We start from the raw sequence: 24,940 nt of genomic DNA on the forward strand, positions 1-24,940 counted from the left end.
ATAGATTCAAAGGTTGGACGTTTAACGCCAACTAGACGTTTAAAATGGCTATCGCTGAGTTTGCTGAGGGATTCATAGTTCATGACTATAGTATAACAAATTTTTTTATTTTTGGGAGAAGTCTAATTTTACATTCTCATTAACATCAAACTTCGGAAGTTTTGAGGGTAAATATCTCTTTTCAACTTGTTCTTCTTTTATTTGCAAAACAGTCTCAGCTGTCATTTTTTCATCAAGTAGAAAGCGAAAAATATTTGCTAATGTTGTATCAGTCTTTAAAAATTCTTCTTTATTCATTTCCCTATATTTTTGAGAAGTCCACGAGTTATGTAAGAACAAAATACCTAGTGCATTCTTTCTCAAGACTTGTCTCACATCGAATGAATTATTAAAATAAATATTTTTATATGCCTCTTGAGCATAACCAAAACCTAGAGTAGTTTCAAGAAATGCTTGGCTTTCTTCAAATTCGATTGAAGTAACCTTGGGATTATTAACTAACAAAGGGTCAATAATACTATTACCAAGATAGTTCCAAGCCGTTTGTTGACCAGTCGCTACTCTCATCTTCAACTTACTTATCTGCATATCTCTATAACAAGAAATAAGTGGATTATACGGTTTAGATACAGAAATCAAAGCTAAATTAGCCCCATTAATTACAAAATCATTTTTTCTTTGAAACTTCTCTCCCCCCTCCAATATAAATCATATCAACATCAGTAAATATCCCACATGTTCTGATAAGACCAAAGAAGTTATAACATCACTTTGAACTGTCAAACCAAAATCTTCAAATTAAACTAGACGGAATTTCTACATCATGAATATATGTTTCTAAATTTTTCCGATTTAAAACAATAATTTCAAAATCAGGTTCAAACTTTTTCAATGTTTCTAAGCAAAGTTTCAAATAACCTGGGAGTTTTCCCTCTCAAAAATAAAATAACTTTTCCATGATATTTCTCCGCTTTATTCGTATTCTTATCACCTTGATAAAAAATTACTACTATGTTACCAATAAAAGCTTAGCTAAATCATTGTCTTTCTTTAATTTAAATATATTCCTTATTTTCGAATATTATTTAAGACAACACTAAATTTCCCATTTCATAACCGATTTTCCCCAAGAACTAGCTAAATCTTCCTCAAAGAATGTATAAATATCCATAATCGTTGTAATTTTTCTCTCAATTCCGACAAGATTTTCAAAACGTTTTCGTGCAGTTTCGTATTTTGAAAGAAAATTAATCGTATCTTTAAAATCCTCTACTCCCGAACGAGAAGAACCTGAGAGAGTCAATCCTTTCTCAAGTATCATTCGTGTACGAACTTCAATTGGATTTTCAGAAACTCCCATCAAAGCAATTGAACCTTGTGGTTTGATATGATCAATGATTTGGTCTAAGGCATACTGACTCCCTTTTCCGCCAGCACATTCCAAAGCATTAGAAACTTTCAACTCCTCTGGAATCGCATCAATCGTGAAAGTTTCATCAACAAACGAAAACATCTCAAGTTTCCCTTCCTCTTTACCAAAAACATATAATTTAGAGTTTGGATAAAGACTTTTCAATAAAATGGAAACAATGTAACCTAAATTGCCATCACCCCAAACACCGAATATTTTTTTATCAGAATTTTCTACTCGCTCAAGTCGTTTGATACCGTGCATAGCTACACTAATCAGCTCAGTATAGGCAGCAACATTTGATGGCACATCAGGCAACACCCGAACTAAGCGATCTTTTCGTGCAAAGACATACTCTTGCATCAATCCATCATAACCAGATGACCTAAACTTGGATGTTGACAGATAATTCTCTTGAACAATATCATCATGCTCAAAAGGTGTATTGGGAACGATAATCACACGCTCTCCAACCTCAAACTCGCCTGAATAATCTTTGACAACCTCCCCCATACCTTCATGGATAAGCGCCATAGGCAATTTTTGGTTAAGAATTTCCTTGTCACGTAAACCATTAAAATAACGCTGATCCGCATGACAAATCGAAAGGTTCGTCGGTCGAACAATTACCGTATCCCCAGTAACTTGCTCATCAACCACGACTTTCTCAATTTGTTTCGGTGAAACTAAACGATATACACTATTTAACATGTCAATGTCCCTCGGAAAGAATTGCGTTAGCAATTCGCAAATCATACGGCGTTGTGACTTTCATATTTGAGTTATCCCCCTCCACCATAGCAACTTTTTCTCCCGATAATAGGACAATTTTTGCCGAATCACTGAGAATCACTTTTTGTTCACTAGAGAGTTTGGCATAACTTTCAATGAATGTCATAATGTTAAAACTCTGAGGCGTTTGACCTTGATACATCTCATCACGAACAGGGATTTCAGTGACTTCCTTGCCATTTCCACGAACAATTGTATCGAAAGCAGGCACAACAGTATCAACTGCCTTGTATTTTTCAAGTGCTTTGATATTATCATCAATGATTTTTTTAGACACAAATGGGCGAACCGCATCATGTACAACGATAGAATCAGTTTCGCTAATACCATTCGTTTCCTCGATAAATTCCAATGCCTTTTCAAGCGTATCATTACGCTCAGAGCCACCCTCAATGATACGAATACGTTCATCAGTTACACCAAATTTCTCGAAAATTTCTTTGGTATAATCAACCCAAATTTTGGGTGTCGAAACGATAATGAGTTCAAACTGATCATTTAAAATGAATTTTTCGACCGTATGAACAATGATTGGTTTACTGCCAAGCTTTAAAAACTGTTTAGGTAAAGGTGTGTTACCCATACGTTTTCCAATACCACCTGCCATAATGTGTGCGTAAATCATGATTTCCACCAGCCTTCTCTATCATTTTCCTTAAGATAGTTAATATAACTAATCAAATCAACAGGTATTTCTAATTTTCTTTCCTGTCCAGAAATTGAGAGCATTCTTTCCAGTACTTCAGGATTATCTGCATTTAAAACAATTCCAGATATTTTGTTATATTTCATAATATTTTGAAACGTTTCAAAATTATAACTTATCAAAAATTCTTCTAAAAACTTTTTAAGTCGGACATCTTCAAATAATTTTGTTCGCAGAATAGGATCTGCTCTATATAAAAGATTTATTAGTGAAAAAATCTCATTATACAGTTCCGATTGATAATAAATTTTTATATTTCTTGGAAGTCTTTCAAAAAATAAATCGCTAATAAAGCTTTCATCTTTTAAAATCAAATAATCAAAATCAACAATATCTTTTGTATTAGAAATCATATCAATTACTTCAGATTCTGATACTAATACCCCAATTTGTAATATTTTATTTTTTGATTTCAAATCAACAATATCTCTTAAGATACTGTTCATTAATTCAGCCTCTTCACATGAATATTCAAGGTAAGCTGATGTAATTGTTTTTTGTTTAAGATGTTCTAAAAGTCCATCAATTTCAATGGGAAATAAAGAATTTATTGCATAGTGAATACCAATTTTATTCTTAATATAATCAACAGTTTTACCACCAATCCCAACATTAATCTTAGCAATACTAATCATTTTAAAAAAGCGACTCTCAACATAATAATTGTAATCAATATCATCGTTAGAGAAGATAAAGTCCACCACATTATTATCTATTGCATACTCAACCATTTTTGAATAATCTTTCCAAGTAAGCGGAGATGTTGCCATACTTTTAACATTAATAATTGTCTTTACTGTCCTATCAGTCATAAGATTCCTCCATTGCCATTAATTCTTGATAAAGCGCTTCACATGGATGTTCTGGGAAATTATAAAACGAATTCATTTTTTCTAAATATTTCGACTCTACTTGGTAATTATTTTGAATAATTTTTTGAAGTTTTTCCATAAAATCCGCTACATTATCTACAACATCACCAAATTCAAAACCAAGGTAAAATTCGCGGTATGAGTGATTACCTGCAAGAAATTCATCTCTATCTAGTTCATAGTAAACAATCGGTGTTTTATTAGCAACTGCATCAAAAACAAAAGAGGAAAAATCAGTTACAAATATTAAATAGTTAGCTGAATCAACAGTTTGTTCCTCAAGAATATGGATATTTTTTTTACCTTCAATAAGTGGTTGTAAAATTTCCATTGCACCTGAAAAAATAGGGTGTAACTTGATATCTAGATCCAATTTATTAGATTCTAAGAATTTATTAAGCGATTTAGAAGATATTATTTTTGTTAGAGATTTGTAATACTGGCTATGGATGAATAGTTCAATATCAATACTTCTATTACCATTTTCATCAAATTTATTTAAATCGCCAACAAAATTATCTCTCCAACTTGGGGCAAACAAAATGCGATTTACTTTATTCTCTTTATTGATTGGCATGTCAAATCGGCTCATCCCAACTTGTAAAAGACTTGAATCATCATAATGAAGTTCTTTTGTAAAAACTTCCCGTTCATAGTCAGAGGAAATAACAATTTTATCTATATAAGTTCTTTCTACATCATAGGTTTGCGGTGCTTTAGCATGAAGTACTCCATGCTGAAGATAAATATATTTAAACCTTAAAACATCTGTCAAACCAATCATTTCCTTTCGGGAAAAAGGTACTACTGTTGCAAAATATTCATTGTAGGAAGCTAAGATAACTGACGTTCTTACCATCAATTTTCTATGCTCTCCACTACCATACTGAACAAATTTCATTCCAGTCATATCAATTTTTTGATCCATCATATATTTTCCTAGATACAAAAAATCTTTATGATAAATATAATAACGCTCAATTTCATCATCTTTTTTACAATCATTCATATATTGAAAAAACGCATTGTCAATTGTGTTAAAATTATCAACATACAACCAAACATTCCTAGCATTATCAATAACACTTATAGCGTAATCTCTCAAATCTTTAATATTTTTCAATGAATGCACTGTTTTATCTTCGTAATCTTCAAAACTTTCATTTTTTGAAAGCTTTGAAAGAATAAAATGGAAATTTTTTAACCATTGAATTCTTATATCATAAACTGTTGACTCTGCCAAAACGGCACTCGAATCATCAAAATCAAATATTTTATCATTAATATCTAAAATTCTATTTTTAATATTATAATATTTTTTAATATTAAATGTTTTACCGTTTATTTTATAATAAAAATAAATTTCAATTTTATTTTCTAAATTTAACTCTCCCAGATCAAATTCAAATTTATAAGCTGGAAATAGGTTCGAGATTTCTCTTTTACGATAACGCCCCGAAATACTTTCCCATGTTGATAATTCAATCTCAAGACCATTCACAGATGCAAAAACATTGATGTTGACTAATTCTGCTAATTTCATCTTTAAGAACGCATATAAAACTAGCTTATTATCCACAATTTTAAAGTCAGAAATAACAGTTTCAAAATTTTCTTCTTGATAGAACTTTACACCATTTTTTCTAAAATCAATATTATCAAAAACAGCAACCTTCAAACGCTCTTCTTTCATCAAAAAAAGAGACATCCTATGGAAAAAGTCCATGGTTGAATAGTCTAGTATAATCTCATCATCAATCAATCGTAATAAGTCTCTCAAACGTATTTCCCATTTACGATATTTTTCTTTTGACAAATGGTAGGGGAATAATTTATTTGACAGACTTTCATATCGCCAAACAATTTCATTTAATGCTATGCTCTGAACTTGTTTAGGAACTTCTAAACCATTCTCAATATAGGGTGCAAACTGCTTAGTCATATTATCCAAAATCAAATCTGCACTATAAACTGGTGATTGAAATTTATTGATAGTAGAATATTCAGAAAATCGATAATTATAATGCGCACTCGCGACAAAGCCAATTTTATTATTTCGACCCAAAATACTCGAAATGAAAAGCATATCTTCACCGTACGGAACATTGACATCAAATTTATTTAAATTATCATTTTTAATTGCAATATTAAGTGTCATAAAATAACTCATGTAATTATTTTTATTTTCTTCATAAAGCCCCGTCTCTTTAAAGAATTTATTTCTTGGATGAGATTTATAAGTCTTATTCCCCTCATTATCAACATACATAAAAAAACGTGAGAAAAAAACAATATCAATCTCTCTGTTATTTTTTTTAAAAAAAGTATAAACATCTTGAAGCGTTGTTTCCGAATATGTGTCGTCCGCATCTAAAAACATAATATATTCACATGTAGCATGACTTATTCCATAGTTTCGAGCATTCGAAACACCTTGTGCCTCACATAAGATATAACGAAAAGTCTCTGGATAAATCATTGAAAATCCTTTTGCAATGTTTACGCTAGCATCTGTTGAATTATTATCAACTAAAATTACTTCAATTTTCAAATCTTTTGTTTTTTTTTGATTGATTAAAGACTCACAAGTTTCCAAAAGCGTTTTACCAGCGTTGTAAAACGGTATGATGACACTAATACCTCGAGAAAAAACTAAATATTTTTCTCCTCCTTCTTCAATATTCTGATTTCTTATTTTAAAACCCATATTTTCCACCTTGTTTCATTAAATTTTTATAGTACATTTTATAACTCTGTTTTTCAAATCGGATACCAATGTAAATCAATAAATCCATTAGGATGAGCTGTCAATTTCCAGCTCCCTTCTTCTTTTATTATTGAAATAAAGTTGACATCTATTTTATCTGAAAAATCATCTCCAGTCATTCTTTTTCTAGTTTCATCAAATTCAAAAATTAATTTCCACCAGCCTTTTGGTCCCTTGGGCGCTATCAGATTTAGATAATCTAATTCAAAAATAATTTCAAAATCACTAATAATTTTTGAAAAATAGACTTCGATTTCTTGACCCTCTATCACTGTTTGAGAAAATAGATTTATGTTAAGAAATTCATCTTTTGGAATACTCATATTTGGCACAACGATAATTCTAAACTTTTTTTCAGAAAACTCACATTTTTCTACAACGAAAGAATAAGTAAGATCTAAATCCAAGGAAGGAAAGTATTCGATTTTCCTAAAATAAGTTTCGTTTTCCTTATATATATAACTCTGTTTACCTTTTGTAAACACATTTGCCCTTTTCTTTTTTAAATTTTCAATTTCCGAAAAAGATAAACCAAATTGACTACTAAGAATAACTTTATTCCGAATATCCTTATCAAATTTTGAAAAATCCAATTCAAATTTAGCATAACTTATGACATTTTTTATCAGTTCCTCATCTACCATGGGTAAACTTCTAAATTCATATGAAAAAAATTTATACCACAATTCTTTAAAATAAATATTTTCTGGATTAATAGCAATTTTTTGGTTTAAAAATTCATTGACTTTATGAGCGTTCTGATGATACATCTCTTTTGACCACTTTTTAGCAGTCAAACCTTGTTCCGCAATAGAAGTACGCCAATAATAGTACTCGTAGTCATTTAAAATAATTGTTTTAAGAGAACTTTGAGTCAATAGTTCCATACCAAAAATTCTATCCTCTCCCCAGTGAACTGACTCATTGAAATAAATACAATTATTAGCTATTAATTCTCTTTTTATAACTTTAATCCCTGGTGCATTTTCACTATACATCCAGTGTTGAATAATATCACTATCCCTCATTACCAAACTATTACCATGAGCAGACCCTCTTGGAACAGATCGACCATCAGGAGAAAAACGCTTCAGATAAGCTAAATCAAAATCTTCCTTTAAGATATGATTGGCTATTTTTTCAAAAGCATATTTACCATAATAATCATCACCATCCAAAAAAGTAACATATTCTGAACGAGCAAACGACAGCCCAACATTTCTAGGTTTACTTGGTCCACCAGAATTAGTCAGCAATGTATAAGCCTTCATATTTTCGTTATCACGCTCATACTCTTTGATAATTTCAAACGTCCCATCAACTGAACAATCATCAATAATTATAACTTCAAATTTACTTTTATCAAAAGTCTGATTAACTAACGAATTCAAAGTTTGCTTAATAATCGGCTCTTCATTCTTTTCATCTAACTTATTTAAATTATACGTCGTTACGATAACACTTAATAACATTTTTCTCTCCACTCTTTCATTCATAAGAAAAGCATTCTATATCAATATAATGTGAAAGAATTTGTAGAACTTTCACTACATCTAAATCCTCAATCAAAAACTCCGCATGCACCTGTAAATTAGAATTATTTAAGTCTTCCCATATTACTTTATTTTTAAAGGTAGACTCCTAAAGTTCTTTGCACAAGTTATATCAAAAGAGTGGTTTCATATAAAACAGAAACTATTTTATCATATTCTACTCTCTTTGTTCTTTTCAAAAAGCTTTGAGAAGTCAGACAAGATAATATTACGATTTTCTTTGTAAAACTTTCAATATTTTAACATACCCTCTCCTTAATACATGATGTTTCACTCTACGCTTAGGTAATTCCTTAATTTCATTATAAACTCGCTCAGAATTTCGTTTGTCTTGATAAACGAAGAATTTATCCACACGGTTGGCATATTTTTCAGACATTTTACTACCGTTTTCGATATAAGCAATGATTTTAGCTACTGTCTCATCTTGCTGAGAAAATACCTCACCGAAACCATTATGTTCATAACTAAACAGTTCTTCATCCTGCTCATATTCTGGTTCAACTGGTTGATAATAAATAACAGGCTTTCTGAGATAAGCAAAATCAAAAACAGCACTTGAAAAATCTGTAATCATGATGGCTGACTTTTCGTAAAGCTCATTATAGGTCATCTCATTAGCAATAATGTCAACATCATCTGGCACATCAAAATCAGCAACCTGAACTTGCATTTTAGGATGAACCTTAAAATACAGCTTATAACCATTTTCACGAAGATTATCCAGCAATACTTGATCATTTAAGAAATCATTGATTGACTGAAACAAGTCTGTCTTTTTAAAATCAGGATTGTAGCTATCGTCATCATGACTGTACTTATTTCGCCAAGTCGGAACATAAGTTACAATTTTTTCGGGATTATTTTTTAGTAAATCATAGCGCGGAAAACCCGTTAATTTAACTTGCTTGTCTGTAAAACCAGCCTCATCGCTAAGAAAAAGTTCAGTTTCTTTTTTAGTTACAGTAAACATCAAGTCAATATCTTTAGCTGTTGCATTAAGATAAGAGTTGATGATACCATAATCTTTTGTTATACCATGTTGAAGAAAAACTTGCTGTGTACTAGACAAGGCTTGCGCAATTTTTTTAAATTGATAGGCTGGAATATTCGTTTTATAATTGACATATTCAAAAAATGTCGTACTTGAAATAACTTTTTCAGCAAACATCAACAAAAACTTGTACTCAAAGCTACCATAAACAATTATCCTGCTACTAACACCTTCAAATTGTGGAAAATAGCTAGAATCTGGGATAACCATATATTTTTCAACGCCATCTTTTATGTTTGCACAATATCTAAATAGCGCCTCCGCATTATCACCAATCGCAGTTGGTCGATCAATAAAAAGCCAAATGCGTTTATTTCGATACTGCTCAAAATACTCCATAAAACGAGCAAATAAATAGCCATCCGCATAATTTCGTTTTTGAGATAACACACTATTTGCAAAAGAACTTCTATCTGAAATTTTCTGGATGTTAAAAGCATTTCCTAAATGACTTGTCGTAACAAGCGTCTCTTCACCAACATAAAGTCTATTTTTATCGTAAAAACGTGATGTCCAAGCATGAGTCATTTTTTGCGGTGCAACCAATTTATTTTTATATTTAAAATAAACTTCAAAGCTATACGTTTTATTCGACTTCAATTTCGGCAAATCAAAGGCAATGACAAAATCCATAGCTGGGAAAATTTCTCGTCCTAGAAAAGTTTTTTTGTCATTATGATAACTTTTTTGGACAGTAGCTTTAACCATTTTTTTATCAATTTTAGCAACTAATTCAATGTTATCATAGGTTGGTTTTACAAAGAAACCACGTATTATAAATTTCTTGCTATTTTGCTTAATCCATTGAATTTGAATACTACCACCAAGAGTTTCAAAAAAATGTTCACCAAAGAAAAACTTAGGTTCAATATCGTTTATTACTTTTATAACACCATATTTCATTTCCTTAAAATAGGCTTTAAGCCAATAGGGAATATAGTTTTGATCTAGCAAATCGTCATCAATATTTTGAATTAAATATCTTACATCTTCAATTGCAGCATCTATATCTAAGTCAATACCATGTTTTAATGGGTCATTGTTTGGAGACTTAAACCAATGAATATCATATAAAACACTGCTTTGTACCACTCTTGGAATTGTTTCCTGAGTAAAGAGATAGTCCTCAAACTCTTTCTTATAATATGCAATGCGTGCATATAAGGCTGGATTAGAATCTGCCGTGTCTATCGCGCTTGACTCATCAGCTCTTTTACGGAGATAATAGTATATTCTACCATTATTTAGCCAACCAGCATGGTTCGTTTTAAGTAAAATTTTGATTAAAAACTGCGCATCCTCAGAGATTTTTAAATTTTCATCAAAACGTTCTCCTTTAATTGCTGAAGTTCTAAACATAGCTGAATTGACATGTGAGAAGAAAACATGGCTTTCCTCAAGATTGATAATACGCGTTCTACCGCGATTAATCACTTTATATGAATAATGAACATCATCATTTTTCTCAAATATTTTGATAGGCAAAAAGACAACATCAGGAGAAACCAAATCTTTCTCATCTGAATATTTGTCATTTTTCAAATCATTTAAACGATAATCTTGTTGGTCAAAAAATCTCGTCAATCTCTCAACTTGATATTGATCATACTTGTCATCACCATCAAGAAAACAGAGGTAGGGAGCAGGTAAGTTTTTTTCACAAAACTCCAGTCCTGCGTTACGAGCCGCAGAAACACCTTTATTTTCTTGATAGATATAATAAATATTGGCATAGTGCTTTTGATATTCTTTGACAACCATTTCTGTATTATCTTCACTACCATCATTTACAATGATTAAATTAATTTCTGAAAAACCCATTGTCTGATTAATAACGCTTTTTATCGCATCATCTAAATATCTACCAACATTGTAAGCTGGTATAATACAATTAACCTTTACCATTTTAGTCTCCCTTAACAGCAATTTCACATAACACTTGCAAATCTCTGCACCCCAATCTCAAAATACCCCTCAAAAATCACAACAAAACGACTTTTATTATTTTCATATCCTTTGGGCAAATTGACTTCAAAGTCTGTTTCTGATAATTTTCGATAGGTTAGCTCTTTTCTTGATTCAAAAGGCTGCGCTAAATCAAAAATTTCAAATCCAACAAGTTTTTTATATGAAAATACTTTGAGTTTTAATGTTCCCTCAATCAAACTTTCAGCTACTGCATAGGCTTCAAGTCTTGTTTTGGTCAATAGTGGCAAAAGTTGTGGATAATAATAAACCTGATTGCTCACTGTCTTCATGTTCAATTTCCGATTCAAGACCCAACGAACCGAAAAAAGGTAGATAAAGCGATACAAACCCGAAATATCGTTATTTTTCAAATAAAGCCAAGCTGTTTTCCGAAAATCATTTCTAAAATAAGGACTCGGGTCAAATTTAATATTGCCAAGATATAAATCTAGTTGCGCTTTGAAATCTTGCAAGCGTGCTTTACTAAACTTGTAACCAATATTTCTCTTAAGACAAAAATCATGAATCAACCACTCAATTCGCCGCGAAAGAAAGCGTTCTTTTGAGGTATCATCTGGAAATGTTTCGTTGATATAACTCAAAGCTCGCAGCCATGACATCATGAAATTTCGGTTAATTGCTTGACTCAGACTGGTATTATCCGCATCGCGATTGAGATAAGTTGTCAATTCCTTACCTTGCGTGATTATCTTGGCAAAACGCATAGCTTCATAGAAAAAGGTCACATCATCTGCAACACGTTGATCAACAAAATGCAAGTTATGCTTGACAACAAGTGAACGTCGCAACATAATTGATTGCGGTCCTAACCAACCATAAAATTCAGTTGGTAATTCTTGGATTGAGCGATTTTTAAAGTCACCGTCAACATAATAAGGCTTACTTTTCAATGATAAATGCCCATCAACACTTTGAACAAGACCTGAAACAGCAAAATCATCACCTGATTCATCCAATAAATCAGACAAATATTTTAATGCCTTATCATCATACCAGTCATCAGCATCCAATATAACTAAATATTCTCCTCGCGCATTGAGCAAGCCAACATTTCTTGGACCATGCGCACCACCTGTATTTTCATCTAGCTGATAAAGCTCAATATTCGGATTTTTAGTAAGATAAGGTTTAATAATAGCAATTGAGTTGTCCGTTGACTTGTCATCAATAAACATAACCTGAATGTTAGCCATTCCAAGCGTTTGCGCCGTAAGCGAGTCCATCATCTTATTTAGATATGGCGCATTATTGAAATTCGCAATAATAACTGAAACTTTTGGATTAGGCGTGACAATTTCAGAAGTCGTCAGTTGGAAAGAAGCTACTTTATCTTGCCATGACTTATCAGCTAAATCATATTGAAATGCTTGAAATTCTTGCGTTTTAGTCAAGTCTTTCACAACTGTCTTTCCTCCTTTCTTCGGCTTAAAGTCTATTACAACTTATCTAGCATGATATTTTCAATAAGTGTCATAACACGTTGTGTTGATTTACCGTCTCTATACTTGAATACTTTATTATATAATTTTTCTCGCCTTTTGTCATCATCAGAAATAAATCTGATTTCATCTACTAGTTCTTGATTGTTTTTCGCAATCGCACCTGGAAATTCTTGATCATAATCAAAAAGAACACCAGGATTCGAGGAATACTCGGTCAAATCAGGAACATAGGCAATAATTGGGCGCTTTGTTACCAAAAATTCATAGATAATCGCAGAATAATCACTAACTAAAATATCAGTTATCGCAAAAATTTTCTCAATAAATTCCTCTGACATATAAACAATATTTTGATTATTTTGATATTTGGAATTGGTAATCAATGGATGCGGTTTATAAATAATGGCATACTCATTGCCCAATGATTTTTGAATGAAATCTAAGTCAATTTCAATTTCACGAAAGCCAGTCCCAACTCTACCACGAAAAGTTGGCGCATAAGTCACGATTGTTTTATTTTCTAACTGCGGATACTTTGCATAAAAATAAGATTCATTATCAGAAATACGCTGACCATTAAACAATTTATCTGTTTCTGGAATCCCCGTTATTTTAACATTTTCTTTTTTAATATTGAAAGCTTGCGCAAACGGGGCAACAAAAAATTCAGAATTAACAATCGTATAATCGTAGTTTTTAATCTGATAATCACGTGTCACCGTGTTACCAAATTTTTTAATAGCGCCTGAAGCATGCCAAAGTTGGAGAACTTTTACACCATTTTTGCGCTTAAATTTTGAGACAACAAAATTGTTAAAATCAAGCAAAACCAAGTGAGAGCGGTTAATCGCAAAAAGTTGCTTGATACAGGCAATGACGTAATCAAACTCACTTCTCAAACTCTGTGAGTAATTAAATAGAATATATTCTAATTCATATGCTCCCGATTTGACCAATTCTTGATTAACAATTTCAAAATCTTTCGTTAATTCGGTACTCTCGAGTGAAATAAAAGAGATCTTATTTGGATTTACTTTTTGTAAAAGCGAAAAAGGATAGAAAATTGACAAGATAATTGTCAAAATAATATTCTTAATTTTCATCCAAATACCTCCTTTATCACTCTTTTTGTTGCCATACCATCTTGTAATTGATTAAATTTTTGATTAAATTCTGACAAGCGTTGGTAATCAAACACTCCAGAATTGATTGCCTCAAGCAAGTCATCTTCCGATTGGCAGATGTCATTTGGCAAGTCTTTAGGGACACTCAAATAGAAACCACGCAAGTCATTTTTGTACGTAGCAAAATCGGACATATAAAAATAAATTGGACGATTAAGAATCGCATAGTCAAAGAAAACACTTGAATAATCGGTAATTAAAACATCGCTTATCAGATAAAGGTCACTAATTTCGTCATTTGCTGGTAGCTCATAAACAAAGTCCGTCAAATCAGTTGGGACTTGAAATCTACTTGCAATCAAATAGTGAGGTTTGAAAAGAATCACATACTCTTGCCCCAAAACTTCCCGCCATTTAGTAAAATCAACCTGCAACTCAAAGGTGTAACCTTTAAGATTGTAAGTATTATCTCGCCAAGTTGGTGCATATAAAATTACCTTTTTATCTGATGGTAACTGATACTTTGCCTTGATTTGCTTGATCTCTGACTCTGAAGCTGTCACTAACACATCATTACGTGGATAACCCGTTTCAATGATTTTTTCCCTTGGCAACTGAAAAGCTGACGTGAAAACTTCTGTTGAAAAAGGCGTGGCAGAAATTAAATAATCCCACAATTTACTGTCCTTGTCGTAAGACTGTGTCATCTCGCGATAGGACTGCTTGCTACGATAATAGGTCAAACCATTATCTGGCAAATCATGCGCCAAACGTTTCAAAGGTGTGCCGTGCCAAGTTTGCAAATAGATTTGGTCAGATTTTTTAACAAAATATTCTGGCATTTTAGCATTGACTACCCAGTATTTTGCTTTTGATAGGTAATAAAAATACTGAATTGAGCCTTTTTTGACACGCTTAGCACCATCAATTTTAGTTTGTTCATTCATACCCCAAACAAATTGATACTCACAAAACCTTAAATCAGCTAGTAAGCCTTCAAAAATTGCCTTGGGATTATCCAAATAACCTCGACCATCAAAAGCAAGGAAGAAAACAGTCTTATCATTAGTTTTGACAAAAAGATTCATAGCAGACCAAAAAGAAGGTATCATTATTGCAAATACTTTCTTTCTGATGTAAGCTATGATTTTCATACTTAGTTTTTTTCCCCGCTATATTTTAAGCCAATTTTAACAAAATCATTGAACGTCAAATTGGTCTCAAAAGAAGTGTCAACACTTTTCGTAATTTTTTGATACTGTTTCAAATTTGTTTTTTTTCCTAACGCCTTTATCAGCTTACCAAAGTCATCAGACTCTACTTCAAGAAGTTGAGCAAAGGCTTGCAATTCTCTTTGAGATACCCGAATCAAACTCCCTTTGTTCGGTAATGATTTTAAAGTGAGAATTTTACCGTTGGTCAATTTAAACACCTTATCAGAAACAGCCAAATAAATAGTCTCTCGATTTTCCCCTTGCGGAAACTCCGTTTGATGCTGATTGATAAATTTTCGTACCTCATTAATCATCTTTGCCAGAAAAATTGGATTCCCAACATTTTTCAACTTGGCAAGTAACGACTGATTCTCACGCATAACAACTCCTAGTCTAATTTTTACTGTACAATAACATTCATCTTACAGATAATCACGGAAAGATTCTTCATATCTGTAAAACAAATGCGTTCCTAGAACTAAGACAGCAATCGTAAATGCCCAAAAAAATAAGCCAGATGTTGATTTGTGATAAAACCAGTCTTTTGAAAACACCGCATCTCTAAAGCCTTCAATAAGGTAAGCAAAAGGATTCAGTAGGATGAATTTTCTAATATAACTCGGCACAGTATTGGATTGGAAATTCATCATGACACCCGAAATCATCATCCCCATTCGACCAACACTCCTCACTATTTGAGAATAATCTCTAAACAATGTTGTTATCGTTGCATTTAAGAGACTATAAGCCAAAGTAAAGATAACAAGCGCTAAGGTATAGTAGATAAATTGAAGCCAATAAATCGTTGGTTGGTAACCTTTAGCAAATGAAATGCCAATAGCAATCACCATCATGATAAAAAACTCAAAAATACCACTAAAAAAAGTAATCGTCGGCGAGATACTGACTGGGAATTTTAAGGCAGTGGAGAGATTAAGCTGACTGAGAATGCTATTTAAACTGCTAAGTACCGTACCATTTGTAATTCCCCAGACAGCCATTCCTACCAATAACCAAGGCAAAAATGGTGCTTCGGTTGCACCAAAATCTCTCTTAAAAACATAACCAAAAATAAAATAATAAATAGCAGCTAGGATAATCGGATTGGCATACTGCCAAATTCGTCCCAATGTATAGCTCGTATAATTATTTTTAGTATCATACTTGGTCATCCGAGCAATCAAAGGGAAATATCTTATCTGTTCACGTATATATCGAAAAACATTTTTCATTTCTATCTCATTTCAGAATTATTCTGGTGTTATTGGCAAACTCTCAGTGGTCGTCTCCACAGGCACTGCTTGTCTTTCAAGTGATTTTGGTAGCTTGACAATGAAGCCTGGCGCTATCGCTAACTCCAAATCAAGTTCAGGATTTAGCGCCAAAACCTCTTGCATTGAAAGACCAAAAGTTGTTGCAATGCCACCAATTGATTCGCCTTCTTTCACAACATAGTCAAAAGTTTCAGGTCTCGTTTCAGGTCTTGTTTCAAACTCACTTTCCGCCACTGAAGACTCTTTTGCCATAAGGGGGGGAACTGGCTTTGGCACTTTTACTGGAGAGACAACTTTTGGTTTCATCAAACCTTCAAAAGTCCAACCTTTTACTGACATTACAATCGCCAACATCATCGCAAAAATACAGAGCATCATAATCATTTTACTCGGTATTGATAGTCTCGTCTTGAACTTATTTTTTGCAAGCGTTTTATCAATCGTCCGAAGTGATCTCTGACCTATTTCAGGAGTTGAAGCATTATCAACAACCTCCTTTCTGAGTATTTCTATTGAGTAGTCCATCTGTTCTTGTCGGCGTTCAATCTTATATTGCTCTTGTTGCTCATTGGGCAAGCGATTAAACCAATTGATAAAAGCTTGATACCTCGGCAATACATCAGCTGTTGCCCCATATTCTTTGACTTCACCGTAATGTAACCAGACAACTTTATCTGTCCATTTTTGAATTTGCCCAGCATTGTGGCTAACGACAAAAATCGTTTTTCCTTTTTCGCGAAATTCAAACATTTTATTGGCAGATTTTGCTGCAAATGTTGAATCTCCGACCGACAAAGCCTCATCAATAATGAGAATATCTGGATCCTGATTGACTGCAATCGCAAAAGCAAGCTTTGAGCGCATCCCAGAAGAATAATCCTTAACTGGTCGATCAATAAATGGACCAAGTTCAGAAAATTCAATAATTTCTGCCATCTTGGCAGCAATTTCTTTTTTGCTCATGCCCATCATCGTCCCTTTTAGACGAATATTATCACGTCCAGTCAAGCCAATCTTAAGACCAGCATTAATAGCAATATAAGAAACTTCGCCATTAATTTCTAGCTCTCCAGTCGTTGAAGACAAGGTTTTATCAAGAATATTTAACAAAGTTGACTTACCCGAGCCATTCAAGCCAACAATTCCTATCGCCTCACCGTCATAAACCTCAAAATTGATATTACGAAGCGCCCAGAAATCCTTGATTCCTGATTTTTTTTTCCCTATACTAAATTTCTCTTTGAATTTCTCATTTTGAGAGAGTTCAAATTTTTTCGAGATTAGACTTGCTTTTACTTTTAACTTGGCATTACTTTTTTGATTTGTGACTTGTGGGCTTTTTTCTTGTACTGGAAACGGTTGTGACGTTGCCTGCGACTCAACAGTCGCTGTAATTCTCTGTTCTTCAGTACTAACACGTCGCTCCCGTTTATTTTTCCTCTCGCTATGTCGATTTTTTCGTCTATAATCAGCCATTATTATTCCTAAGCAATTTTAAATTTGGACACTTATTTATATTTCATTATATCACATAGCCTTTTAAAAATCTAGTTTTATTTCAAAAAAATACCGTCAAGACAGCACTTCTGACGGTATTCTCGTTATTTTATTCGATTTCAAATTCAATCTCATCACGACCATGTGGCGCATGCCAGTTTGTCCACACGGTTAATTCAGGACCTTTTGGCAAAATAGCCTGATGTTCTTCTGTGGGATCGATATGTGTTGATAGAAAATAGTGTTTTTTAATTGCCTCAAAGTCAGTTGTATCGCCAAAACCATAGGTTTGGTACAGGTCACGCGCATAAGCCCAGAGATTTGGAAAATCAATCAGACGATTCCGATTGCAGTTAAAAGCTGAGTAATAAGCCACATCAAAGCGCGCAAGCGTAGTATAAAGGCGCACATCTGAATCCGTCAAACGATTGCCATGCAAATAACGGCGCTTGCTCAAACGCTCCTCCAGCCAATCCAAACGCGCAAAAAGTCGGTCATAAGCCTTTTCATAAGCCTCTTGAGAGCGCGCAAAACCCGCACGATAAACGCCATTATTGACCTCCAAAAAGATAATATCGTTAAGTTCACGAATCTCCTGTTCTAAATCTTCTGGTAGCAAATCTGGCGCACCGGCTTTATGATATTTTTTCCACTCTTTTTCAAAATAATAAGTTAAGTTATGATAATCATTTTCCACAACTTTTTTGGTCGCAATATCAACCAAGGCTGGAACAGTCGGACGTTTACCGTCTTTGATATAGTCTGAGTCAGCATTTTCATAAACTTCACCAACATATCTAATGCCTAAAACAGGGTCAACATCTCCTTCGTCCAACGTAAACGACCAATCAATATGGTCAAGCGGTGGTCGCAAAGGGTCAGCCGTACCAAGTGAAATCGCCTCTTCTAGTCCCAAAATCTTACGGACAATCACGCTACGGTGCGCCCACGGACAGACTGGCGCCCAAAGTAAGCGATATTTTCCAGCCGCAACTGCTAGCTTATCGGCGCCGTCGCCAAATTCGGCGATAAATTCATTGGTTTGCCGAACAAAGCGACCATTAGCCGCAACCTCAACCGACTTTTGAGTCGTGAAATCTTGAGCCGTCTGAAAATTGCCGTCTATATCATGAAGTGTCGTTTTATCTGCTGTCATTTTTGTGCTAACCTTTCTAGTAGTGCGAACGCATTGTTCACATAGTAATCAACGGCGACTGGGAGCATCTCGTCCTTGACTGTCATGTCGGAGAAATGGAGACCTGGACTGCCGATAGCGTTGCTACCGATAAAAGCAAAGACACCTGGTATCTGCTCTTGATAAGTCGCAAAGTCCTCGCCAGCATTGGAGGGTTCTGGCACCATAACATCATCATGCCATTTGCGTGTTTCGTTGAAGAGAAATTCAGATAATTCTGGGTCATTATAGGTCACATTGGGTCCTAGTATCCAATCAATCTCTGCATGTACACCATAGGCTGAGCTAACATTTTCTACGATGTCATAAAATCTTTTCTTGGCAAGTTTCCTGTCGTCCTTATCAAAAGTCCGAATCGTCCCTTCAAAAATCGCCTCATCAGGCAAGACATTCCACGTATTTCCCGCCGTCATATGTGTCACAGAAACAACGACTGCATGCTGTGGACTGATGTTTCGGGCAACGATTTGTTGCAAACTAGCTATGATCGCAGAAGTTGCCAAAATGCTGTCAGCGCCCTCTTGCGGATAAGCGGCATGCGAGCCAACACCCTTAATCGTCACATAAAACTGGTCAACTGCTGCCATGATCCCTTTTTCACGAATGCCAATCTGTCCAACTGGCAAAGTCGGCATATTATGATAGCCGATAATGGCGGAAACATCAGCAAGAACGCCTGTCGCAAGCACCTCATCAGCACCGATATGACTTTCCTCAGCATGCTGAAAAATCAGTTTAATCGTGCCATCTATCTCATGTTCACGGCTTTTGAGAATTTTTGCTGCACCAAGCAAACTGGTTTGGTGCAAATCATGCCCACAAGCATGCATAACACCTGTGTTTTTTGACGTAAATGGCAGACCAGTATTTTCAACAATCGGCAAGGCATCAATATCTGCACGCAAGGCAATCACTGGCTGACCCGAACCAATTTGCGCAACCAAACCAGTTTTTAAGCCAGTCTCCAAAATTTGAATGCCCAAATCTGTCAAATAATCTTTAAGATATTGCGTTGTTTTAAATTCCTGCCCTGAAAGCTCAGGATTTTCATGTATATAATGGCGAATTTTAATCAATTCATCATAATGTTCAGATGTGATTGTCATTCTTGCTCCTTATTTTCTTCTTGGTAATCTCGGGCAATTTCTTCCTTGATTTTCGTTGTTGACGTTACGCCTCGAGGGAAATACATGACTTTCAAATCTGGAAATTTTAATTTTAAATTGTCAAATCTGCCACGCCAGTCATCACCCATTGCAAAAATATCAACGCCTAGCATATCAATATAAAGCGCCTTATCTTCCCAAGTTTGCTCAGGCACAACAAGATCAACATAGCGAATTGCCTCTAATACGAACTTGCGTGTATTGTAGTCTTGGTAGGCTTTTTTTCCTTTTTCGATATTAAAATCATCCGTTGACAGCATAACAACTAATTTATCGCCTAAATCTCTTGCATTGCGCAACATCGAGATATGACTTTCGTGAACAATATCAAATGTCCCCGCTACCATGACGATTTTTTCTTTATCTCTCATTTTTTTCACCTTTTATATTGATTTTTCAAAAGCTTGTGCCAATTCCGCTATCAAATCCGTTTTATTTTCAATGCCAATCGTGAGTTGAACGAGATTTTCTATCACTTCAGCATGTGCAAACTGTGTCAAATTTGCCAAAAAAATTGCCAAATCATAGTTATCAGCCAACTCAAAAGAAAGCTGTGCACCAATTCCCGTTGCTTGTGCTTCTTGAATATCTGCCTCATCTCGCGAATAATTCCCTGCGTAATACACGCGCTTGACAGCCTTATGCGCCTGCAGAAAATCAATCACAACTAACGTACTAACCTCACGTTGATCAAGTCTAGTAGCCAACATTTCAATGCCACCAATCAGCGCATTTTCATCGGCTTGTGCCAAAGGTTTAGCTGTCTTTTGCATCTGCTCAATTTTTTGAGCCAACACAACATTATCAGTCGCAAGAAAGCTCGCTACAATATCCGAACGACCACTCAAATAAGCAATCGCTGAATAAATAACAAAATCTGAACCATATGACAACGTTTTTTGATAATAAGGTGTTAAAAAACTATTATCAACAGCAACCAAAATACCGTGTTTATGTGCTAAATCATTAATACGTTGAATATCTGTCACACGCCAAAAAGGAAAAGACGGCGTTTCAACAAAAATACCTTTTACAGTCGCAAAATCATTCTCTGATAATTGATTAAAATCATCAACTAATTGAACCTCAAGTTGCTCCTGCTTCAAATACTCGCTAACTGTTTTATCAGGCTTACGATTAAACATAATCTTATCGCCAGTTTTAAACAAGCTAATAAAGCTAAGCGTTGCTGCTTGACTAGCTGAAAAAGCATAAACAACCGCAGCGCCCTCAACTTTTGCTAATAATTTTTCCAATTTTCCTGTTCGCTGTTTTATCATATTTTTATTATAAAACAGTAAAGTAAAAACAGGCTTACCATTATTATATCACGGATTTTAGCTTATTTTATACCAGAAAGTTTAATCAAGGTTATATCTAGCAAAAACTTTTTATCAGCTTGACCAGATTTGATTTTAAAATCTGTGTCAATCAACTGATTAAGCGCCTGAGATAAAAATTCTTGACTCATTTTCCGAGCAGGTGCAAGCAAAAATTTCAGGCGAAAAGGATTGATTTTCAAAAACTCGATTATCTGCTTATCCGCATAATTTTTGTTCAGTAAAATTTTGATTTGGTAATATAAACGAAAATTATTGGTTAAAATCGCAAGTAATTTTATCTCATCCTCACCTTGCAACACCAAGTCGGAAACAAGCGCACGCGCCGTAGCAAGCTTTCCCTTTAAAATTAAATCAGTTAAATCAAAAATGTTATCAGACAAAGATTTTGGGACAGCTGCAATCACATCATTTGGTGTGATGTCACGACCATTAGCATAAGTTTTGACCAAGTCAATATTTTGCTTGACAATCGCAAAATTAGCATTCGATTTCTCGATAATCAGATTAACAATATTGGGTTGTAAACCTGAATTGGCAACAAAATATTTTGTCAATTCTTGCGGTTTCAACTCACTTGCCTCTAGTTCAACAGCAACTTTGCGAAGTTTCTTGACAATTCGACGTTTGCCATCCAATTTGCCATGAAAGACGAAAATTGCTTTGGTTGAGTCTAAGGGATTATCCAGATAATCTTCTAAACGGGTCAGCTGTTTGTCATTGAAAACCGATTTTTTCGTTGTTGTCAAATCCCAAAGATTTTCAAAAACGACTAGCATTTCATCGCCAAAAAAGGGCAGACTTTCCAATTCTTCCAAGGCAAGATCGCCGTCAGATTCGCTCAAGTCAAAATATGCCTGTGATAAATCAGACGAGTCAAAATTCACTTTGTTCAATAACTGCGATTTTAATTCTGAAATAATAGCCTTATTTTCTCCGAAAATAATTGTAAACTGAGGTAAATTTTCGGCTGAAATGCGAGATAAATTGTCAAATACTGTCATCATTTTCTCCATTTTCAAGCTCGGCTAACTGATTAAAATCGGTCACTTCAGTATCTGCTGAGGTCATCAAAACCTGTCGCGGTTTTGTGCCAACAGCTGGTCCGATAACGCCCGCTTCCTCAAGTTCTTCCATGATGCGAGTTGCTCGATTAAAGCCTGTTTTCAGGCGCCGTTGTAACATTGAAGCAGAGGCTTTCTGAGTTTCAACGACAAGCTGTTTAGCCTCAACAAAGAGCGGGTCACCAGACGCTTTAGCACCACCCTCATTATCAAAAGGACGACCGCCATCTTCAGCAGTTTCACCAGGGTCAAATGTTTCATCATAGTCAGCACTAGCTTGATTTTTGATAAAGGCGACCACACTTGCCACATCATCATCCGACAGGAAAGCGCCTTGCAAGCGCAAGGCATGATTTTCATCAATCGGCTTAAAGAGCATATCACCACGACCAAGCAGTTTTTCAGCGCCAATGCTGTCAATAATCGTCCGCGAATCTGTCCCAGATGAGACAGCAAAAGCGACACGACTTGGGACATTGGCTTTAATCAAACCACTGATGACATCAACAGATGGCCGTTGCGTTGCTAAAATCATGTGAATGCCCGCTGCACGTGCTTTTTGCCCAATACGAATAATCGCATCCTCAACTTCTTTTGAAGCAACCATCATCAGGTCAGAAAGTTCATCAACAACGACAACAATCAAGGGCAACGTCTGTTCTTTTTCCTCGTTCAAGGCATTAAAGGCTTCGATTTTAGCATTATACCCCTCAATATTTCGTGAACCCGCACGACGAAATAGCTCATAACGATTCTCCATCTCATCAACAACTTTTTGGAGTGCTCGCGCCGCCTTACGCGGATTGGTCACAACTGGAATCAACAGATGTGGAATATCGTTGTAAACATCTAACTCAACCATTTTTGGATCAATCATGAGAAGTTTGACTTGACTTGGCAAGGCTTTCATCAAGATACTTGTGATAATGCCATTAACTGCAACAGACTTCCCTGAACCAGTTGATCCCGCAACAAGCAAATGCGGCATTTTAGTCAAGTCAAAACTCTTAATTGAGCCATCAACTGCCTTACCAAGTGGCACTTCTAGCAAGTTTTCTGAGTTTGTTTTAGCTTTTTCCCACATTTCACGGAATCCGACCATTGCAACTTCATTGTTCGGAATTTCGATACCAACAACCGATTTACCTGGAATTGGTGCTTCGATTCGGACATCTTTGGCGGCAAGTGCCAACGCTAAATCATCGGTCAAATTGAGAATACGGCTGACTTTGACACCTGTGGCTGGCTTGACTTCATATTTTGAAACGGATGGTCCGACGACAGCTGACTCAACTGTGGCTTGAATACCGAAACTTTTGAATGTTTCTTCCAGAATCTTGATATTTGTTTGCACATTTTTATGTTCGTTCGCTTGATTTTTGAGTGGTGTCGGTGCAAGTAAGTCTGCTGTTGGCAAGTTATAGTGTGAAAATTCATGACTTGGTTCAAAGTAAATCGGCTGACCATCATCGGCAGTTTGCGTTTCATCAAGTCGTTCAGATTCAATTTCGGGAGATAAAATTTCTCCTGTTTCGGAATCAACAATTGGGATAAAGTTTTCTGGTGTCTTGAAAGGCAAAACATCAAACGGTATCCCCTCACCAGACAGCGCATCTTGAATCAAAACCTCGTCAAGTAAATCCTCATGTGGCAAAGTTTCGGCAGGTTGCAGGGCACAAAGATCGCCTTCTTCTAATGTCGGCAGTTTGCGTTTAGACTGGAGTGCCGACACATTCAATTCTTCAGTTGCTTTAGTTTCGATAATTTTCTGTGCACGCTGAACTTTTTCAAGTCTTTTCAACTTTTTAGCTTCTCTCTTAGCCTCTTTCTTGGTGTTTTTTTCAATTTTTTTCGCTTCACGTATCATTTTACGATCTGATGAATACTCATCAAAACTGTCTTTTAATTCAACAAATGAATCGTGCCAATAGCTAGGAGAAATGAAATAAGTACCTAAAAAGATAAGAATCGCTGCCACAGTAAAAACACCGATTGGCGAAATCAGGAATTTCAAAGGAGCATACAGCAAATGCCCAAACATACCTGCGCCAACAAACTCAGTTACCCTAAGTTTTGTCAATTCTTTTAACAAAATTTTCCAAGTGTGTTCCGTTCCTGTCAATTTATCAAAATAAGTTTGATAAATTAGCATAGCCGCCAAAAAGAAAAAAATAAAACTTTTCACATACTTTTGAAGGCTGACTAATAATTCTTTTTTGAAAGCTGACACAATCAGAAAAAGAGCAACAATAAAAAGCACTAGATAGGCAAGACTACCGACAAGAATACGAATAACATTATAGAAAAAAACACCAACTGCGCCCATTTTGGCAAGAACCAAAAGGTAAAATAAAGGCACAAAGATAAAGGCAAGAACTTTGAATGTTGCCTGACGTTGAACTTCTGATTTTTTAGGGATTTTTCGATTATTTTTTGTTTTTTTAGTCGTCTTTTTAGTCATAACTATCTTAATTATAGCA

General features: G+C 34.8%; 19 protein-coding genes. All 19 read right to left on the minus strand.

The genetic code is table 11. The features are described 5' to 3' along the window. Positions 1 to 105: 105 nt before the first annotated feature. Positions 106 to 702 carry a hypothetical protein gene (locus Hs30E_RS04040; RefSeq protein ID WP_172208187.1) on the minus strand — a complete coding sequence of 199 codons (597 nt, stop codon included), beginning with the start codon at positions 700 to 702 and terminating at the stop codon, positions 106 to 108. Between the two features lie 394 nt (positions 703 to 1,096). Beyond that, a complete protein-coding gene (locus tag Hs30E_RS04045; protein ID WP_172208189.1) occupies positions 1,097 to 2,122 on the minus strand; it encodes an alcohol dehydrogenase catalytic domain-containing protein in 1,026 nt (341 codons plus the stop codon). Between the two features lies 1 nt (position 2,123). After that, on the minus strand, positions 2,124 to 2,828 hold the full coding sequence (locus Hs30E_RS04050; protein WP_172208191.1) for an IspD/TarI family cytidylyltransferase: 705 nt from the start codon (positions 2,826 to 2,828) through the stop codon (positions 2,124 to 2,126). Then, positions 2,825 to 3,721: a hypothetical protein gene (locus Hs30E_RS04055; RefSeq protein WP_172208193.1), complete on the minus strand. Its 897-nt coding sequence runs from the start codon at positions 3,719 to 3,721 to the stop codon at positions 2,825 to 2,827. Before Hs30E_RS04055 ends, Hs30E_RS04050 begins: the two co-directional genes overlap by 4 nt. After that, positions 3,714 to 6,488, minus strand: a complete 2,775-nt coding sequence (locus Hs30E_RS04060; RefSeq protein ID WP_172208195.1) for a glycosyltransferase — start codon at positions 6,486 to 6,488, stop codon at positions 3,714 to 3,716. Before Hs30E_RS04060 ends, Hs30E_RS04055 begins: the two co-directional genes overlap by 8 nt. Before the next feature lie 53 nt (positions 6,489 to 6,541). Beyond that, positions 6,542 to 8,020, minus strand: a complete 1,479-nt coding sequence (locus tag Hs30E_RS04065) for a glycosyltransferase family 2 protein (protein ID WP_228461987.1) — start codon at positions 8,018 to 8,020, stop codon at positions 6,542 to 6,544. 289 nt (positions 8,021 to 8,309) lie between these two features. Then, complete coding sequence (locus tag Hs30E_RS04070; RefSeq protein ID WP_172208199.1) at positions 8,310 to 11,060, minus strand: bifunctional glycosyltransferase/CDP-glycerol:glycerophosphate glycerophosphotransferase; 2,751 nt, start codon at positions 11,058 to 11,060, stop codon at positions 8,310 to 8,312. A gap of 23 nt (positions 11,061 to 11,083) precedes the next feature. Continuing rightward, positions 11,084 to 12,535, minus strand: coding sequence for a glycosyltransferase family 2 protein (locus tag Hs30E_RS04075; protein ID WP_371864135.1), 1,452 nt, complete (start codon positions 12,533 to 12,535; stop codon positions 11,084 to 11,086). A 44-nt stretch (positions 12,536 to 12,579) separates the two neighbouring features. Next, a complete protein-coding gene (locus Hs30E_RS04080) occupies positions 12,580 to 13,689 on the minus strand; it encodes a CDP-glycerol glycerophosphotransferase family protein (protein WP_172208202.1) in 1,110 nt (369 codons plus the stop codon). Next, positions 13,686 to 14,822 (minus strand): CDP-glycerol glycerophosphotransferase family protein, encoded by a 1,137-nt coding sequence (locus tag Hs30E_RS04085; protein WP_228461988.1) that lies wholly within the window; start codon positions 14,820 to 14,822, stop codon positions 13,686 to 13,688. Before Hs30E_RS04085 ends, Hs30E_RS04080 begins: the two co-directional genes overlap by 4 nt. Before the next feature lie 44 nt (positions 14,823 to 14,866). Then, positions 14,867 to 15,304 carry a hypothetical protein gene (locus Hs30E_RS04090; protein WP_172208204.1) on the minus strand — a complete coding sequence of 146 codons (438 nt, stop codon included), beginning with the start codon at positions 15,302 to 15,304 and terminating at the stop codon, positions 14,867 to 14,869. A 42-nt stretch (positions 15,305 to 15,346) separates the two neighbouring features. Continuing rightward, on the minus strand, positions 15,347 to 16,156 hold the full coding sequence (locus Hs30E_RS04095) for an ABC transporter permease (protein WP_172208205.1): 810 nt from the start codon (positions 16,154 to 16,156) through the stop codon (positions 15,347 to 15,349). A gap of 18 nt (positions 16,157 to 16,174) precedes the next feature. Next, a complete protein-coding gene (locus Hs30E_RS04100) occupies positions 16,175 to 17,674 on the minus strand; it encodes an ATP-binding cassette domain-containing protein (RefSeq protein ID WP_172208206.1) in 1,500 nt (499 codons plus the stop codon). Between the two features lie 130 nt (positions 17,675 to 17,804). Beyond that, complete coding sequence (locus tag Hs30E_RS04105) at positions 17,805 to 18,851, minus strand: glutathione S-transferase family protein (RefSeq protein WP_172208207.1); 1,047 nt, start codon at positions 18,849 to 18,851, stop codon at positions 17,805 to 17,807. Next, positions 18,848 to 19,996 (minus strand): amidohydrolase, encoded by a 1,149-nt coding sequence (locus tag Hs30E_RS04110; RefSeq protein ID WP_172208208.1) that lies wholly within the window; start codon positions 19,994 to 19,996, stop codon positions 18,848 to 18,850. Before Hs30E_RS04110 ends, Hs30E_RS04105 begins: the two co-directional genes overlap by 4 nt. Continuing rightward, entirely contained in the window at positions 19,993 to 20,427 is a 435-nt protein-coding gene (gene tagD / locus Hs30E_RS04115; protein WP_172208209.1) for a glycerol-3-phosphate cytidylyltransferase, read from the minus strand. Before tagD ends, Hs30E_RS04110 begins: the two co-directional genes overlap by 4 nt. A 12-nt stretch (positions 20,428 to 20,439) precedes the next feature. Next, the gene (locus tag Hs30E_RS04120) at positions 20,440 to 21,336 is read right to left on the minus strand and encodes a PLP-dependent transferase (RefSeq protein ID WP_172208211.1); all 897 of its coding nucleotides are present in this window, start codon (positions 21,334 to 21,336) and stop codon (positions 20,440 to 20,442) included. A gap of 62 nt (positions 21,337 to 21,398) precedes the next feature. Further along, positions 21,399 to 22,400, minus strand: a complete 1,002-nt coding sequence (holA, locus tag Hs30E_RS04125) for a DNA polymerase III subunit delta (RefSeq protein ID WP_172208213.1) — start codon at positions 22,398 to 22,400, stop codon at positions 21,399 to 21,401. Then, the gene (locus Hs30E_RS04130; RefSeq protein ID WP_172208215.1) at positions 22,387 to 24,921 is read right to left on the minus strand and encodes a DNA translocase FtsK; all 2,535 of its coding nucleotides are present in this window, start codon (positions 24,919 to 24,921) and stop codon (positions 22,387 to 22,389) included. The genes holA and Hs30E_RS04130 overlap by 14 nt, the downstream gene beginning before the upstream one ends. Positions 24,922 to 24,940 lie beyond the last annotated feature (19 nt).

The sequence above is a fragment of the Pseudolactococcus hodotermopsidis genome (genome assembly GCF_011170085.1).
Taxonomy (GTDB): Bacteria; Bacillota; Bacilli; order Lactobacillales; family Streptococcaceae; genus Pseudolactococcus; species Pseudolactococcus hodotermopsidis.

Excerpts from the sequence above, each read along its gene's own strand:
- Hs30E_RS04070 (WP_172208199.1), bottom strand. The coding sequence starts at position 11,060 with ATGGTAAAGGTTAATTGTATTATACCAGCTTACAATGTTGGTAGATAT.
- holA (WP_172208213.1), bottom strand. The coding sequence starts at position 22,400 with ATGACAGTATTTGACAATTTATCTCGCATTTCAGCCGAAAATTTACCT.
- Hs30E_RS04110 (WP_172208208.1), bottom strand. The coding sequence starts at position 19,996 with ATGACAATCACATCTGAACATTATGATGAATTGATTAAAATTCGCCAT.
- Hs30E_RS04120 (WP_172208211.1), bottom strand. The coding sequence starts at position 21,336 with ATGATAAAACAGCGAACAGGAAAATTGGAAAAATTATTAGCAAAAGTT.
- tagD (WP_172208209.1), bottom strand. The coding sequence starts at position 20,427 with ATGAGAGATAAAGAAAAAATCGTCATGGTAGCGGGGACATTTGATATT.
- Hs30E_RS04105 (WP_172208207.1), bottom strand. The coding sequence starts at position 18,851 with ATGACAGCAGATAAAACGACACTTCATGATATAGACGGCAATTTTCAG.
- Hs30E_RS04065 (WP_228461987.1), bottom strand. The coding sequence starts at position 8,020 with ATGTTATTAAGTGTTATCGTAACGACGTATAATTTAAATAAGTTAGAT.
- Hs30E_RS04080 (WP_172208202.1), bottom strand. The coding sequence starts at position 13,689 with ATGAAAATTAAGAATATTATTTTGACAATTATCTTGTCAATTTTCTAT.
- Hs30E_RS04055 (WP_172208193.1), bottom strand. The coding sequence starts at position 3,721 with ATGACTGATAGGACAGTAAAGACAATTATTAATGTTAAAAGTATGGCA.
- Hs30E_RS04045 (WP_172208189.1), bottom strand. The coding sequence starts at position 2,122 with ATGTTAAATAGTGTATATCGTTTAGTTTCACCGAAACAAATTGAGAAA.
- Hs30E_RS04090 (WP_172208204.1), bottom strand. The coding sequence starts at position 15,304 with ATGCGTGAGAATCAGTCGTTACTTGCCAAGTTGAAAAATGTTGGGAAT.
- Hs30E_RS04060 (WP_172208195.1), bottom strand. The coding sequence starts at position 6,488 with ATGGGTTTTAAAATAAGAAATCAGAATATTGAAGAAGGAGGAGAAAAA.
- Hs30E_RS04050 (WP_172208191.1), bottom strand. The coding sequence starts at position 2,828 with ATGATTTACGCACACATTATGGCAGGTGGTATTGGAAAACGTATGGGT.
- Hs30E_RS04095 (WP_172208205.1), bottom strand. The coding sequence starts at position 16,156 with ATGAAAAATGTTTTTCGATATATACGTGAACAGATAAGATATTTCCCT.
- Hs30E_RS04130 (WP_172208215.1), bottom strand. The coding sequence starts at position 24,921 with ATGACTAAAAAGACGACTAAAAAAACAAAAAATAATCGAAAAATCCCT.
- Hs30E_RS04100 (WP_172208206.1), bottom strand. The coding sequence starts at position 17,674 with ATGGCTGATTATAGACGAAAAAATCGACATAGCGAGAGGAAAAATAAA.
- Hs30E_RS04085 (WP_228461988.1), bottom strand. The coding sequence starts at position 14,822 with ATGATACCTTCTTTTTGGTCTGCTATGAATCTTTTTGTCAAAACTAAT.